The sequence below is a fragment of the Mycolicibacterium nivoides genome (assembly GCF_003855255.1).
GTDB classification, from domain to species: domain Bacteria; phylum Actinomycetota; class Actinomycetes; order Mycobacteriales; family Mycobacteriaceae; genus Mycobacterium; species Mycobacterium nivoides.
Map to the genome: position 1 here is coordinate 2,368,886 of NZ_CP034072.1, position 16,939 is coordinate 2,385,824.

Below are 16,939 nucleotides of genomic sequence, written 5' to 3' on the forward strand. Positions count from 1 at the left end.
ACATCACATCCGGAATACGCCGTAGGAGACCGGCTCGAGCGGAGCCTGGCCGACAACCGAAAGAGCAAGTCCGAGCACGGTTCTGGTGTCGGCCGGGTCGATGACGCCGTCGTCCCACAGCCGGGCCGTCGAGTAGTACGGGTTGCCCTGGTGCTCGTATTGAGCCCGGATCGGCGCCTTGAACTGTTCTTCCTCTTCGGCGCTCATGTCGCCGCGCACGGTGGCCAGCACCGATGCCGCCTGCTCGCCGCCCATCACCGAGATACGGGCGTTGGGCCACATCCACAGGAACCGCGGCGAATACGCGCGCCCGCACATGGAGTAGTTACCCGCGCCATAGGAGCCGCCGATCACCACGGTCAGCTTCGGCACCCGGGCACAGGCCACCGCGGTGACCATCTTGGCGCCGTGCTTGGCGATGCCCGAGGCCTCGTAGTCGCGGCCGACCATGAACCCGGCGATGTTCTGCAGGAACAGAAGCGGTGTCTTGCGCTTGTCGCACAGCTCGATGAAATGCGCTCCCTTGAGCGCGGATTCACCGAACAGCACACCGTTGTTGGCGACGATGCCGACCGGGTGGCCGTGGATGCGGGCGAACCCCGTGACCAGGGTGGTGCCGTACTCGGCCTTGAATTCGTTGAACTCGCCACCGTCGACGATGCGCATGATCACCTCGTGCACGTCGTAGGGCACGCGTGCGTCGACCGGGACCACGTCGTAGAGCTCGGTCTGGTCGGCGACGGCATCCACGGTGGGTGCCACCGCCCACGGCGGCGCTTCGGCCGGCCCCAGGGTGGCGACGATGTTGCGCACGATCCGCAGCGCGTCGCGATCGTCGTGGGCCAGGTGGTCGGTGACGCCCGAGGTCTTGGAGTGCAGGTCCCCGCCGCCGAGCTCCTCGGCGGTGACGACCTCACCGGTGGCGGCCTTCACCAGCGGCGGACCGCCGAGGAAGATCGTGCCCTGATTGCGCACGATGACGGCCTCGTCGCTCATCGCGGGCACATAGGCCCCGCCCGCGGTGCACGATCCGAGCACGGCGGCGATCTGCGCGATGCCCTGCGCGCTCATGGTGGCCTGGTTGTAGAAGATGCGACCGAAGTGCTCACGATCCGGGAACACCTCATCCTGGCGCGGCAGGAACGCGCCACCGGAGTCGACCAGGTAGATGCACGGCAGCTTGTTCTGCAGCGCGATCTCCTGGGCCCGCAGGTGCTTCTTGACCGTGACCGGGTAGTACGTGCCGCCCTTGACGGTGGCGTCGTTGGCGACGATCAGGCATTCCCGGCCGGACACCCGGCCGATGCCGGCGATCATCCCGGCGCCGGGACATTCGTCGTCGTACATCCCGTCCGCTGCCAGTGCGGCGATCTCCAGGAACGGGCTGCCCGGGTCCAGCAGGCCGTCGACGCGGTCGCGGGGCAGCAATTTACCCCGGTCGACGTGGCGTTGACGGGCCCGCTCGGGGCCGCCGAGGGCGGCGGTGGCGAGCTTGGCGCGCAACTGGCCAACCAGCGCCAGATGCTCGTCGCGGTGCGATGACAAGGCAGCTCCCATTTCGGTTAATGACAACTAACTCGTGATAGGTTAGTTTTCATTAACTGAGTTGTCTACCCTCCGGAGGCGCCATGTCCGACAGCGCCGTCACCCGTCGCAGCAAGGCCAAGTCCGATCGCCGCGGCCAGCTGATCGCTGCCGCCGAACGGCTTGTGGCCGAACGCGGTTATCTCGCGGTGCGCCTGGAGGACATCGGCTCTGCCGTCGGAATCAGCGGACCGGCCATCTACCGGCACTTCCCCAACAAGGAAGCCCTGCTGGTCGAACTGCTCGTCGGGATCAGTACCCGCCTGCTCGCCGGGGCACAGGAAGTCACCGCGGCCGACGAAGATCCCGCCGACACCCTAAACAGCCTGGTGGACTTCCACCTCGACTTCGTCTTCGGCGAATCCGATCTGATCCGCATCCAGGATCGCGACCTGGCCCACCTGCCCGACGCGGCCCGGCGACAGGTGCGCCGCGCCCAGCGGCAGTACGTGGAGATCTGGGTGACGGTCCTGACGCGGCTCGACCCGGGCCTGGCCGAGGACGATGCCCGGGTAATGGCCCATGCCGCGTTCGGCCTGCTGAACTCGACCCCGTACAGCGTGAGACCCGCTGTGCCCAAGACACATTCACGCGCAGTGCTGCGCCGCATGACGCTGGCGGCGCTCACCTCGGGCTAGTTCATCGATTGGCGGTAGCAGGCAGTCGAGCCTGGCCGAGCCCTCTTGACTATGAATCAAGACGGCTGGCAGACTGCCTGTTAACCGTCAGTTAACACATTTCCTAGGAGCCACGATGGCCTCACCCGCCAAACTCGCCCACGTAGTACTGCGCACCGGGCAGCTGCAACCGATGCTCGATTGGTATCTCGAAGTTCTGGAGGGCACGGTGACCTTCGCCAATGAGGCCATTGCCTTCCTGACCTACGACGACGAACACCATCGCATCGCGATCGCGAACACCGGAGCCAGCCAGAGGCCGGGAGACAGCCATACCGGCATGCATCACATTGCCTTCACCTATGCCAACCTCGCCGACCTGCTGGGAACTTACCAGCGACTGAATAACCAAGGGATCAAGCCTTTTTGGACCATCAACCATGGTCCAACCACATCGATGTACTACGCCGATCCGGACGGCAACAACATCGAACTGCAGATCGACAATTTCGAGACCGACGAGCAGCTTCAGCAGTTCTTCGACTCCGGAGCCTTTGCGGCCAATCCGATCGGGGTGGAGTTCGATGCAGCGGAACTACGCGCGCGCTACGAATCCGGTGAGCCGATCGCGGAACTGGTGAAGCGGCCGTGACGGGCTCACTGAGAGCATCTGTCGTCATCGTGGGTGCCGGACCGGTCGGCATGGCAACGGCATTGTCTCTGGGGCGCCACGGCATCCGAACCGTCCTGCTCGACAAGCACAAGGGCATAAATCCTCATCCCCGAGCTCATGTGGTGAACACACGTTCCATGGAGTTGTTTCGCCGGTGGGGAATCGTCGACGGGATCGTCGAGGACGCCGTCAGCCAGGAGTCTGCCCGCAACATCGTCTGGCGCACGACTCTGACCGGAGAGGAACTCGGAAGAATCGACGTGTTCGGCGATGCTGCCAGTGCTGCAACACGCCGACACTCATCTCCACAATCCATCGTCTCGTGTGCCCAGAATCGCGTTCAACAAAGATTGCTCCAGCAATTGATGGAGCTCGGTCACACCAACATCCGGTATGGAGCGCGCGCCGCGGGTGTCACGCAGGGGCCGTCGGGTGTCACGGTCGATATCAGCACCGATGCCGGGAGCGAAACGATCGAGGCCGAGTATTTGGTCGTCGCCGACGGCGCGTCGGGGAGCATCAGTGCCACCATGGGCCTGGAAATGGAGGGCCTACCGCCCTTCGGCCATCAACTCAACATTTACTTCCACGCCGATCTGCGTCCGCTACTGGGAGACAACCCGGCGATGCTCGTATGGGTTCTCAACTCGACGGCACCAGGCGCGTTCATCGGTATGGATGGCGCGCACCGGTGGACGTTCAACATCGGGTTCGACCCGGAAACCGAAACCGTGCAGGACTATCCACCAGCGCGATGCATCCAGCTGATCAGGGATGCGGCGGGGGTCAGGGACCTACACGTCGATATTCAATCGGTGGGCACCTGGAGCTTTGCGGCCCGCACTGCCAATCGCTACCGCCACGGCCGGGCATTCCTCGCCGGTGATGCGGCACATCAGTTTCCACCCACCGGCGGGCTGGGTATGAATACCGGATTGGCCGACGCCGACAATCTGGCGTGGAAGCTGGCTGCAGTTCTGCACGGTTGGGCCAGCGACAGTCTGCTCGACACTTACGAAGCAGAACGACGCCCGGTTGCTCTGTCGAGTGCACAACAAAGTGTCGCCAATGCACTGAACATGTCCGAAGTTGGAATCGGACCTTCGGCGGTCGCTGTCGCCGGTCGACTGGAAAGCGCCGATGCCTCGGTTCGGGCCGCCGAGCGTGCGCATCTCTCCGTGGCGATACCGCGTCAACGCGGGCACTTCGACGCCCTGGATCAGGAGATCGGCCACATCTATTTCCACGATGGTCCGCCCCGCGTCGTGGACGTGGCGACCGTCGGCGCCCGGCTGCCACACGCCTGGATCCTACGAGATGGGACACCTTGTTCGACAATTGATTTGGCAGCATCTGGCTACATATTGGTAGTGGGGCGGTCCGGATCTGCATGGGCCGGGAAACTGGCCGACTCTGCGCTGGGACGGCGCATTCCGTGGACTGAGTTGACTATTGGCCGCGACATCGAACTGCTGAACACCGATCCCTTCGACATCGGCGACGACGGTGCCGTATTGATTCGACCTGACGGGTATGTGGCATGGATCAGCGGTGAGTTAGCGGTCGGCACCCGCTCCGGAGCATTCAGCGAAGACCTATGCGCAGGACCTTCGGTCGGGTGAAGCGCATGGACATCATGGAGGATGAATGCATCGTGCACTTGACGGGGATCCAGGCGCTGGCCCGCATGGTCTTCGAGGTCCGGCGTGCAGATCTACGTGCTGGCATGGACACGGCCGGCTTCGTGTCGGGATATGAAGGATCGCCGCTGGCGGGTTTCGATACCGAGCTGAGCAGACACACCGATCTCCTTCATCATCTGGGGATCGTGTTCCAGCCCGCGGTGAACGAGGAACTGGCGGCCACAGCGGTCCAGGGCTCTCAATTGGCGGCGACGCAACCAGGCAGCCGGGTTTCGGGGGTCACCGGATTCTGGTACGGCAAATCTCCGGGCCTGGACCGCGCATCCGACGCGATCCGGCACGCCAACCTGATGGGAACCCATCCCGACGGGGGCGTCGTAGCGCTGGTAGGCGACGACCCGGCCGCCAAATCGTCAACAGTGCCGGGCGCGTCAGAGTACCTGCTCGCCGACTTGGGCATCCCGACGCTCTATCCGGCAGACCCGCAGGAACTCATCGACTTCGGGATGCACGCCGTGGCGTTGTCACGTGCTTCGGGACTGTGGACGGCACTCAAGGTCGTGACCAATGTCGCCGACGCCAGCGGGACCATCAATCCGGCTGGCTCCAGGATCGGTCTCGTTGAGCATGCTGCGGGCGAATCGCCATACCGACACCGTGTCAGTGCGCACATGCTGCAACCGTCACTGGAGCAATACGAGATCACCCGCGACGGCATCCGCCGTGACATCGCCACCCGCTACGCCGCGGCCAATGGCCTCAACCCGATAACTGGAGACCGCACCGAGGCCCGTATCGGTATTGCAGCAGCCGGCAAGACCTACCTTGACCTGATGGCTGCCCTGCGCATTCTCGGGTTGGACCAACAGGAGTGCGGCCAGCGTGGAATCCGACTGCTCCGCTTCGGAATGATCAATCCGCTCGACAGTCAGACGCTGTCGAGCTTTGCGGCCGGGCTGTCGGAGCTCATTGTGGTGGAGGACAAGCGGCCGTTTCTGGAGTCTGCCATCAAGGACGCGCTCTACGGTGTGGCCGGAGCACCCCGCGTCACCGGCAAGAAAGACATTGTCGGCCAACCGCTGTTCGCATTGCACGGCGAACTTGAGCCGGACACGATTGCACTTGGCCTGGCCCGTCGACTGCGCGACATCGGTGGATTCCCGTCGGTGGACGCCTGGTCGGAGCGTCCGAGGCCACGGCCCAGCATCTCGGCACTGCCTTTGATCAACCGGACGCCTTACTTCTGCTCAGGGTGTCCGCATAACAGCTCCGCCAAGGTGCCCGACGGAACTCTGGTCGGTGCCGGGATCGGCTGCCACGGAATGGTGACATTGATGGACGAGGGCCAGGTCGGCCACGTCACGGGCATGACCCAGATGGGCGGCGAGGGAGCCCAGTGGATCGGGATAGCCCCGTTCGTCGAGCCCACCCGCTATGTGCAGAACCTGGGCGACGGAACATTCCATCACTCCGGGAGCCTGGCGATCCGCGCAGCGGTGGCAGCTGGTATCACAATCACCTACAAACTGCTTTACAACTCCGCGGTCGCAATGACAGGCGGGCAACAAGCCGTCGGTTTGATGACTGTCGCGCAGATCTGCCGAACGATGGCGGCCGAAGGGGTTGCGCGCATCATCATCACCACCGAGGACACCACCCGCTATCGCCGCACCGACCTGCCCGCCAATACCAGCGTCTGGGATCGCACCCGCCTCGACGAGGCGCAACTGACACTGACCGACACCGCGGGTGTCACCCTACTGATCCACGACCAAGAGTGCGCAACGGAACTGCGGCGCAAGAGAAAACGCGGACTGACACCCGCACCTTCCCAGCGGATCTTCATCAACGAACGGGTATGCGAGGGATGCGGTGACTGCGGGCAGAAGTCCAACTGCCTGTCGGTGATTCCGGTTGACACCGAATTCGGCCGCAAGACGCACATCGACCAGTCGTCGTGCAACCAGGATCTGGCATGCCTGGCCGGTGACTGCCCGTCGTTCATCTCGGTCACCACCTCGGGTTCCGGACGCCGCAGATTCGACGCGATTCCTGAAGTCGCCGCTGTCGCCGATCCGTCGGTTCCGGAGTGGTCCGTGCACACCACCCGCATCGCCGGAATCGGAGGATCCGGTGTAGTCACGCTGGCGCAAATCCTTGCCACCGCGGCAGCACAGTCAGGTATCCATGTCCGGGCTCTCGACCAGACCGGCTTGGCGCAGAAGGGCGGAGCGGTAATCTCCGACATCAAGCTCACCCGCCGGGAATCCGTGACCGCGCACAAGGCAGCGAGTGGTGAATGCGATCTATATCTGGGCTGTGACCTGCTGGTAGCCGCGGATCCGAAGCACTTGACGGCGGCAGATCCGCACCGGACCGTTGCCGTCGTCTCGAGCAGCGAGGTGCCCACCGGACGCATGGTCGTCGACCCGACTGTCGGCTATCCAGACCACGATCTGCTGGAAGCCCCGATACGGGCTGCGTCCAGGCGCACCATGGTTCTCGACGCCCGACGCGCTTCCAACACATTGCTGGGTGACGAGCAATACGCAAACCTGCTCCTCGTCGGGGCCGCCTACCAAATCGGTGCTCTGCCACTGCCCGCATCAGCCATCGAGAACGCCATCGCCACAAACGGCGTCAAGGTCGAGGCCAACATTGCAGCACTGCGCTACGGGCGGTTCGCCGTCGCCGACCCAGGAGGTTTTGCCGAGATGTTGGCAGCTCGATCAGCCGCGCCGGCGTCGCCGCCACAGAGCCCCACCGCAGATCGGCTCATCGATCGTGTGGGACCCACAGCAGGATCGGAACTGTTGCGGCTCTTGCGGATACGGATACCGGAGTTGATCGCCTATCAGGACGTGCGCTATGCCGAACAGTACAGCGATTTCGTCTCCGGGGTGCTGCGTGCCGAAGCCGCCAAAGCGCCTGGTTCCACGGCGTTAACCGAGGCGGTCGCCGCCAACTTGTACAAGCTGATGGCATACAAAGACGAGTACGAGGTGGCGCGCCTGTCCCTTGACCCAGCCGTACATGCCGCGATTCGTGCGGAATTCGGTGCGGACGCTGCGGTGAGCTACCGCCTGCATCCGCCCGCGCTGAGAGCGATGGGGATGCAGCGCAAACTCGAACTCGGACCCTGGATCAGGCCGGCATTTCGGGTCCTGATCGCCATGCGCAGGCTCCGCGGTACCGCACTCGACCCCTTCGGCCATGCACGCGTGCGTCGACTCGAGCGCGCGCTCATCGGCGAGTACCGCCAGACAGTCGAGGCCGTCCTTCGCGGACTGTCACCGGCGAATATCCAACTGGCGGTGGAGATCGCCAGGCTGCCGGACGGTATCCGGGGTTACGAATCAATCAAGACCGAGTCGGTGCACCGCTACCGCGCAGAGCTTGCTGAAGCCCTGGCCCGGTACCCTGCCGGTCACGACTGAGCCTACCGTTCGGGGCTGACCGCGGATTCCGCCGTTGCCGAGGCCACCAACGCGTCGATCAGCAACCGCACGATCTCACCGATCGGGCGGTCCAGGTCGCGTTGGCTTACCAGCAGCCCCTCGAACAGCACGTGCGCAACGTCGGCAATCGCGGCCGTGTCGTACCCAGCAGGCAATCGCTGTTCCACCGACAACAGCAGCTGGCACTCCAGCCACTCGGCCGTCTCGGAGTACACCGCGCGCAGCCCTTGGGATTCGGCCATTCTTTCGTACGCCTCGCGGTGAATGATCCGGTAAGCCTTGGTGGCCTCAAGAAGCCTGACCAATTTCTCCTCGGGTGTGACGTCGAGATCCTCGACGTCAGCACGAGCCTCGTCGAAGATCTGGCCGAGCACGGCAGCGAAAAGATCGTCTTTGGTGGGGAAGTACCAATGCACGGCGGCGCTGGCAATGCCGGCGGCCTTGCCCACCTGGGTGACGCTGGTGGCGCGATAGCCCTTGGCCACGAACAGCTGTCGTGCATGGGAAAGCACTTCGGCCTGGCGGTCGGCCTTTGGTATCTGTTGGCGGTTCCGAGCCATGACCTCAACCCTAGTCCCGCGCACCCCTCTTGACTAATGATCAAGATCCGTCTTGACTATGAATCAAGAGACCTGGTTCGAACCGAGAGGTTGTTTCATGCGGCTGTACAACACGACGAGCGGTTGGGCTCGCGAGGACCAACCAGGAGTGCTCTCACTCCTGGCAGCCTCCGAGGGGACGGGGATCGATTCCGTCGAAACGCTGGCCACATCGGCGGTGCGTTCCGAGATCCCACTGGATCAGGCTCATCTGCTGGCCCCAGTTCGGCGTCCGGGAAAGATCCTGATCATCGGTCTGAACTACCCCAGCCACGCCGAAGAGGCCCGCGCGGTACTCGCCGCACTCGGCAAGGCGGAGGCCGACCTGCCAACCGAACCGACCTTCTCGATCGTGGCCGGTAGCGCTGTGACGAATCCCGGCGAGAGGATCCGACTGCCCGTGATCGCCGCCGAACAGGTTGACTACGAAGGCGAGTTGGCCGTTGTCATCGGACGGGAATGTGCCGACGTCTCTGCGGACGAAGGGTGGTCCTGCGTCGCCGGATTCACCATCGGCAATGACGTCTCGGCCCGCGACATCCAACGCCGCGCGATGCACGGTGACCCAGCAGCATCGATCGGACTTGCCAAGAGCCTAGACACCTTCAAACCGCTGGGGCCGTGCCTGGTCACAACTGACGAGTTCGATGGTCTACCCGATCTTTCCATTCAAACCCGAGTCAACGGCGAACTTCGCCAAGATGATCGGACCGGGACCATGCTGCATCCGATTCCGGAGTTGATCTCCCACCTCTCCCGCTATCTCACCTTGAATCCCGGTGACGTGATCTGTACGGGCACTCCAAAGGGGGCGGGATTCTTCTCAGGCCGGTTCCTGGCGCCCGGGGACGAGGTGACCGTCGCGATCGAGCGAATCGGCACACTGTCGAACCCGGTCGGTGCGGCATGATCTGCTCCACTGATCCGGTCGAATGGTTGAAACATGTTGAATCCGAACCACTGTCTGATCGAGATCTGCCGGAGAGCAGTTACGCACTACTGTGCGGTGCTGCAGCCAAATTTCCGGACCGTGATGCAGTTCACCACCTTCCACGCGGGTTGATCCCGGGGGCGCATTCCTGGACATACCGTCGGCTGCTCCACAACGTCCACCAAGGTGCCAACCTATTCTACGAACTCGGCGTCGAGCCGAACGGGGTCATCGCAACCCTGCTACCCAACGGACCAGCCACCTTTCAGGCGATCTTGGGCGCTCAACTGATCGGGGTCATCAACCCGGTGAACCCCGCGCTGCGCGCGGAGCACATTGCCGACATCGCCGAGCTGACCGGTGCCCGGGTACTCCTTTGCCCCGCACCGCAATCGGACATCGACCTATGGGGAAAGGCCAACGAGGTCGCGTGCCGCATGCCCGGGCTTCGGCTCGTCACGGTCGGCGGTCCTGCCGGATTCGAGGAGATGGCATCCCGACAGCCGGGCGACCGACCGCGATTCGATCATCGTCCACAACCCGACGATGTCGCGGCATACTTCCATACCGGTGGGACGACCGGCATTCCGAAAGTGGCTGTGCACACCCACGCCAACCAGATCTACACAAGTTGGGCGATCGCACTCGCGTTGGGCTTCGACCAGGACAGCGTGCTGCTGTCCGGGCTGCCGCTGTTTCACGTCAACGCCTTGCACGTCGCCACATTGGCGCCCATGTTCGCCGGAGGCGCCTCAGTCAGCCTGGGACCGGACGGGTACCGCGACCCCGCCGCGATCGCCGGGTTCTGGGGCATTGTGCAGGATTACCGCGTTACGGCGTTTTCCGCAGTACCCACCGTCTATTCGACACTGCCTCCCCTGCCTGTCGATGTCGACGTGTCGTCTGTCCGCTACGGAATCGTCGGCGCTGCACCACTTCCCGACCGGGTCCGGACCAACTTCGAGCAGTCCACCGGCATCCCTATGATCGAGGGATACGGACTCACCGAGGGGACCTGTGCCAGCGTGATCGCTCCGCTCGCAGGGACACGTGTGGACAGGCTGGGACTGCGCCTGCCCTACCAGCAGATCAAGGCTGTGCGAATCGACGCGGATGGCGAGCGTTACGTCAACTGCAGACCGGGCGAGACAGGGGTGCTCGCGATCGCCGGACCCAACGTGTTTCCCGGGTACCTTCGGCACGAGGACGAAGTGCGGTACCCAGACCCTAGCGGAACCGTGGACGATGGCTGGCTCATCACCGGTGACCTCGGCGCCGTGGATGAGGACGGGTTCGTCACGCTTATCGGCAGGAGTAAGGACGTCATCATCCGCGGTGGCCACAACATTGACCCTCGTCCGATCGAAGCGGTTCTCCTACAACACGACGACGTCACCGGCGCGGCAGTGGTGGCACGGCCGGACGCGCATTCCGGCGAGGTTCCGGCAGCCTACGTCACCGTACGGGAGGGCGCCGACAGTACCGAGGAGGAGCTGATGCGCTGGCTGCAATCGCGTTGCCCGGAGCCGGCCTCGGCGCCCAAGTTCGTCCATAAGATATCCGCGCTGCCGATGACGGCCGTGGGCAAGGTCAACAAGGCAGCTCTGGTTCGGGACTGTATCTTGCGGGTTGCCCGCACCGAACTCGGCCGATTCGGCGATGAGGCATTAGTGGATATCGGCGATGAAGAGGGATCCGCCGGAACTGTACGGATCCGCTTGCCTGCGGGCACTTCTCGTGAACTGGCCGGAGATCTGCGCGACCGCATGAATCGGTACCCAGTGACCGTCCACGTAACGACGGACGAAGTGGGTTCCTAGTGCCCGCCGAGTACGTGACGTATGTGGGTAGGGCACTGTTCGCCATGCTGTTCGTGTTGGCAGGTACGGCTCAAGTGATCGCCCCCCATCGGGATGCTGAACTTGCCGCGGTCCGGCGTGTCCGTTTTGTCACGCCAGGACTAGTCAGGCTGGGCGGGGTCGTTCAAGCATTGGCAGGGATAGCTGTGATCCTGGGGATCCGGACCACCGTGGCAGCCGGGATGCTGGCTGTGTTCCTGGTGGTCGCGACACTCACGATGCACCGGTTTTGGGCCGCTGAAGATCCGGCGGAGCGAGCCTCCGAGCAGGCGCACTTCCTGAAGAACGTCGCCCTGATCGGCGGCGCACTGGTGGTGTCGGTTGCCTGACAGCGAAGAGGAGAAAGCGGTCCATCGCTGCTACCGACGCCTCCATCGAGCGGGGGCCGGTAGCCCCACACAACTCGTCAGCGACGATGTCCACGATGCGGCCATCAATCGCATTACGCTGACCGATCAGCTCCAACAACCAACTCCGTGAACAACCCCTCCGCACGCTGCTCAGGACACACCTCAGCATCGAAAGATGCTGAGGGCGAAGACATAACGTCATTGCCTCAGGAGGGTACGACACGTTTCTGGACCTCACCCAGTCGGTAGCCGCCAGCTAGACGTCGAAGGCCTTGATCAGCCAGCGGGTCATGGCATCCACCAGGACCGCGCGGTTTTCGCGCTTGATGATCTCGTGACCGTCGTCGGCGAACGTCAGCATCTCCACGGTGCGGCCCAGCGCACGCAACGCGTCGAACATCTGTTGCGATTCGCTCGGCGGCACGTTGGTGTCGTTGGCACCGTGCACCAGGAGCAGCGGCGCCGTCAGCGCGTGTGCCCGCAGCAGCGGCGACAGCCGCTCCAACAGCTCCCGGTCACCGACCGGATGACCGTATTTCGGATAAGCCGCCGCCGCGATCCACGGCTCGGTGTTGCGGTAGAAGGTGTTCAGATCGCTCATGCCGCAGATGCTGATCCCTGCCGCGAACAGCTCCGGGTGAAATGTCAACGCCGCCTGGGTCAGATAGCCGCCATAGGACCACCCGCAACAGGCAATTCGGTCGGCGGCAGCGTAGCCGTTGTCGACGAGGTAGCTCACGCAGTCGGCGACGTCGTCGATGGCCGCGAACCGCAATTCCTTGTCGTCGGCGTGCATGAACGCGCGACCGAATCCACCGGATCCGCGCACATTCGGTGTCAGCACGGTGATCCCGGCTTCCAGCAGCTGCGGATAGAACTCGTTGTAGTCGGGCCGCGACTGACCCTCCGGACCGCCGTGCAGAAAGATCATCGCGCCGATCGGTTCGGCGTCAGGTTCGTACAACCAGGCGTTGAGTTCCAGCCCGTCGCGCGCGGTGATTCGCGCCAAAGTCGGTGTCCCGGTGAGCGGACCGACGCTCGGATCGCGGTCGATCCGCTCCCATTCGCGGGTGCGTGGGTCGACGAGTTCGACCGTGGGAGGCAATGACGGCCCCTGGACCGTCATCGCCACCATGGAGCCACCGGCACTGATGCTCAATTCGGTGGCGACCATGCCGGGTAACGGAATCGGCTCGGACAGCGTCCCGTCGGCGTACTGGAGGATCTGAAGTTCGCTGCAACCGTCGATGTTCCACAGCATCGCCACCGTCGACAGATCATCACTGACCACGAACTCGTCGAGCTCATAGCCAGGACGCTCGGCAACGACGTAATAGCCGACCCCGTCGGCGGTGACGGTCACTTCGAGCAGCCGGGCATGCGACGCCCCGTTCTCGCTCCGAATCAGCGCCCGCACATAGCCATCCGTACTGTCGGAACTGTAGGACTTGGCCGGTTCGACCAGTGACATCGCGTCCCCGTCGAACCCGGTGCGCAGCCGGCGGGGTTGGTGATCGTCGAGGATCACGCCGATGTCGGTGGTCGAGCCCGGATCGTAGGGCAGCAGACCGATTTCGGTGAGTCCCCACAGCATGATGAGCTCCCGGTAGCCGCGTGGGCCGACCCGCACCAGCGAAGCGCCGGCCCATGAATCCACCAGGCGGCCACCCGAACGGCGGTCGAGAACGACGATGTCCCCCGAGGCGGGGTCGATCAGGCAGGAACTACCGACGCCGTCCTCTCCGGTCAGGATCGCCGCCACCTGTGTCCCATCCCAACCGATCAGTTCCGCGGTGCCCTCGGCGACATCGGGCGACCAGTGATCGATGCGACGCGCGTCCCGGTCATCCGGGTCGGTGGTCACCACCCAGATCTGGGTGCGCGACGCACCGTCCGGAGCCACCTCGCAGGCCAGCCAATGGCCATCGGCGGAATGGATGACTTTCGTCACGGGACCGGCCACGGGCAGTTCGACGTCGCGCGAGGAGCTGGCGCGCCATCCCCGCAGGAAGCGCTGCACCGCCCGTGGATAGCCGCCATCGTCGACCAAGTGGGCGAATGCCGTCGCATCCGGTGACAGCGACGCGCCGTAGTTCACCCGCACATGCCGATCCGCGGCCACCTCACGTCCTCCCGTCACTTATGCAGTCCTCTCCAGCATCTCTCATCATCACGCAATCGCCCGGGACCTCGGCCGCAGCGGACTGAGCATCCGCACAGGTACCCTCGCAGCCATGAGGTGGGCATGACCGATTCACCACGCCGCGACGGGTCCGAACCGACCCAATCTTTCGGTAGCGGCTATCCCGTGGACTATCCAGATCCGGCGTACTCGAACCAGCCGCCGTATCAGGGCTCGTACCCGGCTGTACCCCAAGCGGTGCCGCCGGCCGGCTCCTCGGTGTCCAATCCCACCCAACAGCTGCCGCCCTACCCTCCCTACGGATACGACCCCTACGCAACCGGCCAGCCGCCGGGCGGACCCACTCCGCCGCCGGGTGCGCCGACCCCGCCGGAGCCCGACGATCGCGAACCCCGGCTGTGGCTCTGGATCCTGGCCGCGGTGGCGGTCCTGGTGGTCCTGGGCCTCGTGGTCGCACTGGTGATCGCCAACGGGTCGAGCCAGGAGACCGTGGTCGCACCGCAGATCACCCCGCAGCCGGGCTTCACGACGTCGCCGACGGCGCCCACGACAACCACGCGTGCGCCGCGGCCGCTCCCGCCGCCCACTGCCACCTCGCCCACGGAGACCACACCGGGGCCCACCGAGACCGTCACCTACGAGGTCACCGGTGAGGGCAGGGCGATCAACATCACCTACCTGGATACCGGCAACATGCTGCAGACCGAGTTCAACGTCCCGCTGCCGTGGAGCAAGCAGGTCGAACTCGCCGCACCGGCGACGGAAACCGCCAGCGTGAGCGTCGTGAACTTCGGCCCTGACGTCGCGTGCACGGTGACCGTCAACGGTGTGCAGACCCAACATCGCACCGGGTCGGGCATCACGATCTGCGTCGGCACTCCTTAGCCGTCACGTCATCGCAGCGCGACCGACTCATCCGGTCGCGGAGCTGACCGGCTGCCGCGAGGGTGTCCGCACGGCGATCATGCCTGCCAGTCCCACGACCAGCACCAGGACCAGGCCGCCCATCCCGGCACGGTCGGTGCCGAACAGGTCGATGAAGGTGAAGAACAGCCAGGGCGCCAGGAAGGACGCCGCACGTCCGACGGTCGTGTACAGCCCGAACGCCACGCCCTCTTTGCCGTCCGCGGTGATCCGCAGCATCAAGGTGCGTGCCGAGGACAACGTCGGCCCGATGAACAGGCACAGCAGCAATCCGCACACCCAGAACGACACGGGCCCCGACAGCACCAACAGCGCCAGGCCCACCACGATCAGGCAGACCAGCGATCCGACGATGACGGGCTTGGAGCCGACCCGATCATCGAGCTGGCCACCGGTGACAGCCCCGAACGCCGCGACCACACAGGCGCTGATGCCGAACAACAGCACGTCGGCCTCGGAGATCCCGTAGACGTTCACCCCCAGCACGGCTCCGAACGCGAACACTCCGGCCAGCCCGTCGCGGAACACCGCGCTCGCCACCAGGTAGTAGACGACGTTGTGGTCGCGTTTCCACTCCCCGCGGATCTCGGCCCACAGCTTGCGGTAGGCGCCGAAGAAGCCGACGCGTTCGACCGGGCCCGCGTCTGTCACCCGCGGCACCATCACGAACACCGGCAGCGCGAACAACACGAACCAGACCGCGGTGAGCAACATCACCGCCCGCACGTTCTGTCCGTCCGCGGCCGGGATGCCCAGCAGCCCACGAGTGTCCCCGTCACCGGCGATGAACCCGACGTAGGCCAGCAGCAACAACACGACACTGCCGGCGTAACCCAGCGCCAGGCCGAGGCCGGAGATCCGCCCGGACGTCGCGGGCGTGGACAGTTGTCGCAGCATGGCGTTGTAGGGCACCGTGGCCAGCTCGTTGCACGCGGCGGTGCATGCCAGCAGCACGAGCCCGGGCATCAGGTAGCGGTGGTCATCGCGGATCAGGCTCATCGCCGCGGTGAACACGACGGCCGCGCCGGTCATCACGGCCAGCACCCGGCGTCGCCGCTGTGGCGCGTCGACCCAGATACCGGTGACCGGCGCAAGCAGGGCCACCACGAGACCGGCGACGGTCATGGCCCGGCCCAGCCAGCTGGCCGGCGTGGTGTCCCCCGGCAGGTCCGAGCCGACGCTGCCGGTCAGGTAGACCGAGAACACAAAGGTGACGGCGATTGCATTCAGGCCCGTCGCGCCGCAGTCCCACAATGCCCACGCGAGCACCCTCGCCCGCCCGGGGTTAGTCATGACCGCCACCCTATGGGTTTCGGCTCCTTCTAGGATTGGCGCCATGCCCGTACCCGCACCCAGTCCGGATGCCCGTGCCGTCGTCACCGGCGCCTCGCAGAACATAGGCGAAGCGTTGGCCACCGAACTCGCTGCCCGTGGCCACCACCTGATCATCACCGCGCGACGCGAGGACGTACTGACGTCACTGGCGCAGCGCCTCACCGAGCGCTACGGGGTGACCGTCGAGGTGCGCGCCGTCGACCTCGCCGACCCCGCCGCCCGGGGCGTCCTGTGCGACGAACTGGCCCAACGCGAGATCTCGATCCTGTGCGCCAATGCGGGCACGGCGACCTTCGGCCCGGTCGCCGACCTGGACCCGGCCGGCGAGAAGGCCCAGGTGCAGCTGAACGTTCTCGGCGTGCACGATCTGGTGTTGGCGGTGCTGCCCGGAATGATCAAGCGTGGCTCTGGCGGGATCCTGACCTCCGGGTCGGCGGCAGGCAATTCACCGATCCCCAACAACGCCACCTACGCGGCGTCCAAAGCGTTCGCCAACACGTTCAGCGAGTCGCTGCGTGGTGAGCTCAAGGGCGCGGGCGTCCACGTCACGGTGCTCGCGCCGGGCCCGGTGCGCACCGACCTGCCCGACGAGTCCGAGCAGTCCCTGGTCGAGCGGCTGATCCCCGACTTCCTGTGGATCTCAACCGAATACACCGCCAAGCTGTCGCTGGACGGCCTGGACAAGAACAAGATGCGCGTCGTGCCTGGCGTGACATCCAAGGCCATGTCGATGGCCAGCGGCTACGCGCCGCGCGCCATCGTCACCCCGATCGTGGGCGCCGTCTACAAGAAGCTCGGCGGCGGATAGTTTCGCCGGCGATTC

General features: G+C 64.8%; 13 protein-coding genes. 9 read left to right on the forward strand and 4 right to left on the reverse strand.

What is annotated here, in order from left to right; translation table 11 throughout:
- Positions 1 to 3: 3 nt before the first annotated feature.
- Positions 4 to 1,557, reverse strand: a complete 1,554-nt coding sequence (locus EH231_RS11195; protein ID WP_124712427.1) for a carboxyl transferase domain-containing protein — start codon at positions 1,555 to 1,557, stop codon at positions 4 to 6.
- A 71-nt stretch (positions 1,558 to 1,628) separates the two neighbouring features.
- Between EH231_RS11195 and EH231_RS11200 the strand changes: the two genes are divergently transcribed.
- The 4 genes from EH231_RS11200 (at position 1,629) to EH231_RS11215 (ending at position 7,954) form a co-directional block, all read left to right on the forward strand.
- Positions 1,629 to 2,222 (forward strand): SACE_7040 family transcriptional regulator, encoded by a 594-nt coding sequence (locus tag EH231_RS11200; protein WP_124712428.1) that lies wholly within the window; start codon positions 1,629 to 1,631, stop codon positions 2,220 to 2,222.
- 115 nt (positions 2,223 to 2,337) lie between these two features.
- The gene (locus EH231_RS11205) at positions 2,338 to 2,853 is read left to right on the forward strand and encodes a VOC family protein (protein WP_124712429.1); all 516 of its coding nucleotides are present in this window, start codon (positions 2,338 to 2,340) and stop codon (positions 2,851 to 2,853) included.
- On the forward strand, positions 2,850 to 4,496 hold the full coding sequence (locus EH231_RS11210; protein ID WP_124712430.1) for an FAD-dependent monooxygenase: 1,647 nt from the start codon (positions 2,850 to 2,852) through the stop codon (positions 4,494 to 4,496). Before EH231_RS11205 ends, EH231_RS11210 begins: the two co-directional genes overlap by 4 nt.
- Positions 4,497 to 4,501: 5 nt before the next feature.
- Positions 4,502 to 7,954 carry an indolepyruvate ferredoxin oxidoreductase family protein gene (locus tag EH231_RS11215; RefSeq protein WP_124712431.1) on the forward strand — a complete coding sequence of 1,151 codons (3,453 nt, stop codon included), beginning with the start codon at positions 4,502 to 4,504 and terminating at the stop codon, positions 7,952 to 7,954.
- A 2-nt stretch (positions 7,955 to 7,956) separates the two neighbouring features.
- Here EH231_RS11215 and EH231_RS11220 read toward each other — a convergent pair whose 3' ends face one another.
- A complete protein-coding gene (locus EH231_RS11220; protein ID WP_124712432.1) occupies positions 7,957 to 8,535 on the reverse strand; it encodes a TetR/AcrR family transcriptional regulator in 579 nt (192 codons plus the stop codon).
- Between the two features lie 97 nt (positions 8,536 to 8,632).
- Here EH231_RS11220 and EH231_RS11225 point away from each other — a divergent pair, with 97 nt between their 5' ends.
- The 3 genes from EH231_RS11225 to EH231_RS11235 are packed head-to-tail and all read left to right on the forward strand — an operon-like array spanning position 8,633 to position 11,693.
- On the forward strand, positions 8,633 to 9,484 hold the full coding sequence (locus EH231_RS11225) for a fumarylacetoacetate hydrolase family protein (protein WP_124712433.1): 852 nt from the start codon (positions 8,633 to 8,635) through the stop codon (positions 9,482 to 9,484).
- Positions 9,481 to 11,325 (forward strand): acyl-CoA synthetase, encoded by a 1,845-nt coding sequence (locus EH231_RS11230; RefSeq protein WP_124712434.1) that lies wholly within the window; start codon positions 9,481 to 9,483, stop codon positions 11,323 to 11,325. The genes EH231_RS11225 and EH231_RS11230 overlap by 4 nt, the downstream gene beginning before the upstream one ends.
- Before the next feature lie 44 nt (positions 11,326 to 11,369).
- On the forward strand, positions 11,370 to 11,693 hold the full coding sequence (locus EH231_RS11235; RefSeq protein ID WP_124712435.1) for a DoxX family membrane protein: 324 nt from the start codon (positions 11,370 to 11,372) through the stop codon (positions 11,691 to 11,693).
- 277 nt (positions 11,694 to 11,970) lie between these two features.
- On the opposite strand, the gene EH231_RS11245 is transcribed toward EH231_RS11235, so the two are convergent.
- Positions 11,971 to 13,854, reverse strand: a complete 1,884-nt coding sequence (locus EH231_RS11245) for a S9 family peptidase (RefSeq protein WP_234927225.1) — start codon at positions 13,852 to 13,854, stop codon at positions 11,971 to 11,973.
- A 105-nt stretch (positions 13,855 to 13,959) separates the two neighbouring features.
- On the opposite strand from EH231_RS11245, the gene EH231_RS11250 reads away from it, so the two are divergent.
- The gene (locus tag EH231_RS11250) at positions 13,960 to 14,742 is read left to right on the forward strand and encodes an MmpS family transport accessory protein (RefSeq protein ID WP_124712437.1); all 783 of its coding nucleotides are present in this window, start codon (positions 13,960 to 13,962) and stop codon (positions 14,740 to 14,742) included.
- Between the two features lie 27 nt (positions 14,743 to 14,769).
- Here EH231_RS11250 and EH231_RS11255 read toward each other — a convergent pair whose 3' ends face one another.
- A complete protein-coding gene (locus EH231_RS11255) occupies positions 14,770 to 16,074 on the reverse strand; it encodes an MFS transporter (RefSeq protein WP_090432267.1) in 1,305 nt (434 codons plus the stop codon).
- Between the two features lie 43 nt (positions 16,075 to 16,117).
- Between EH231_RS11255 and cmrA the strand changes: the two genes are divergently transcribed.
- Entirely contained in the window at positions 16,118 to 16,924 is an 807-nt protein-coding gene (gene cmrA / locus EH231_RS11260) for a mycolate reductase (RefSeq protein ID WP_090431988.1), read from the forward strand.
- Positions 16,925 to 16,939: the final 15 nt, after the last annotated feature.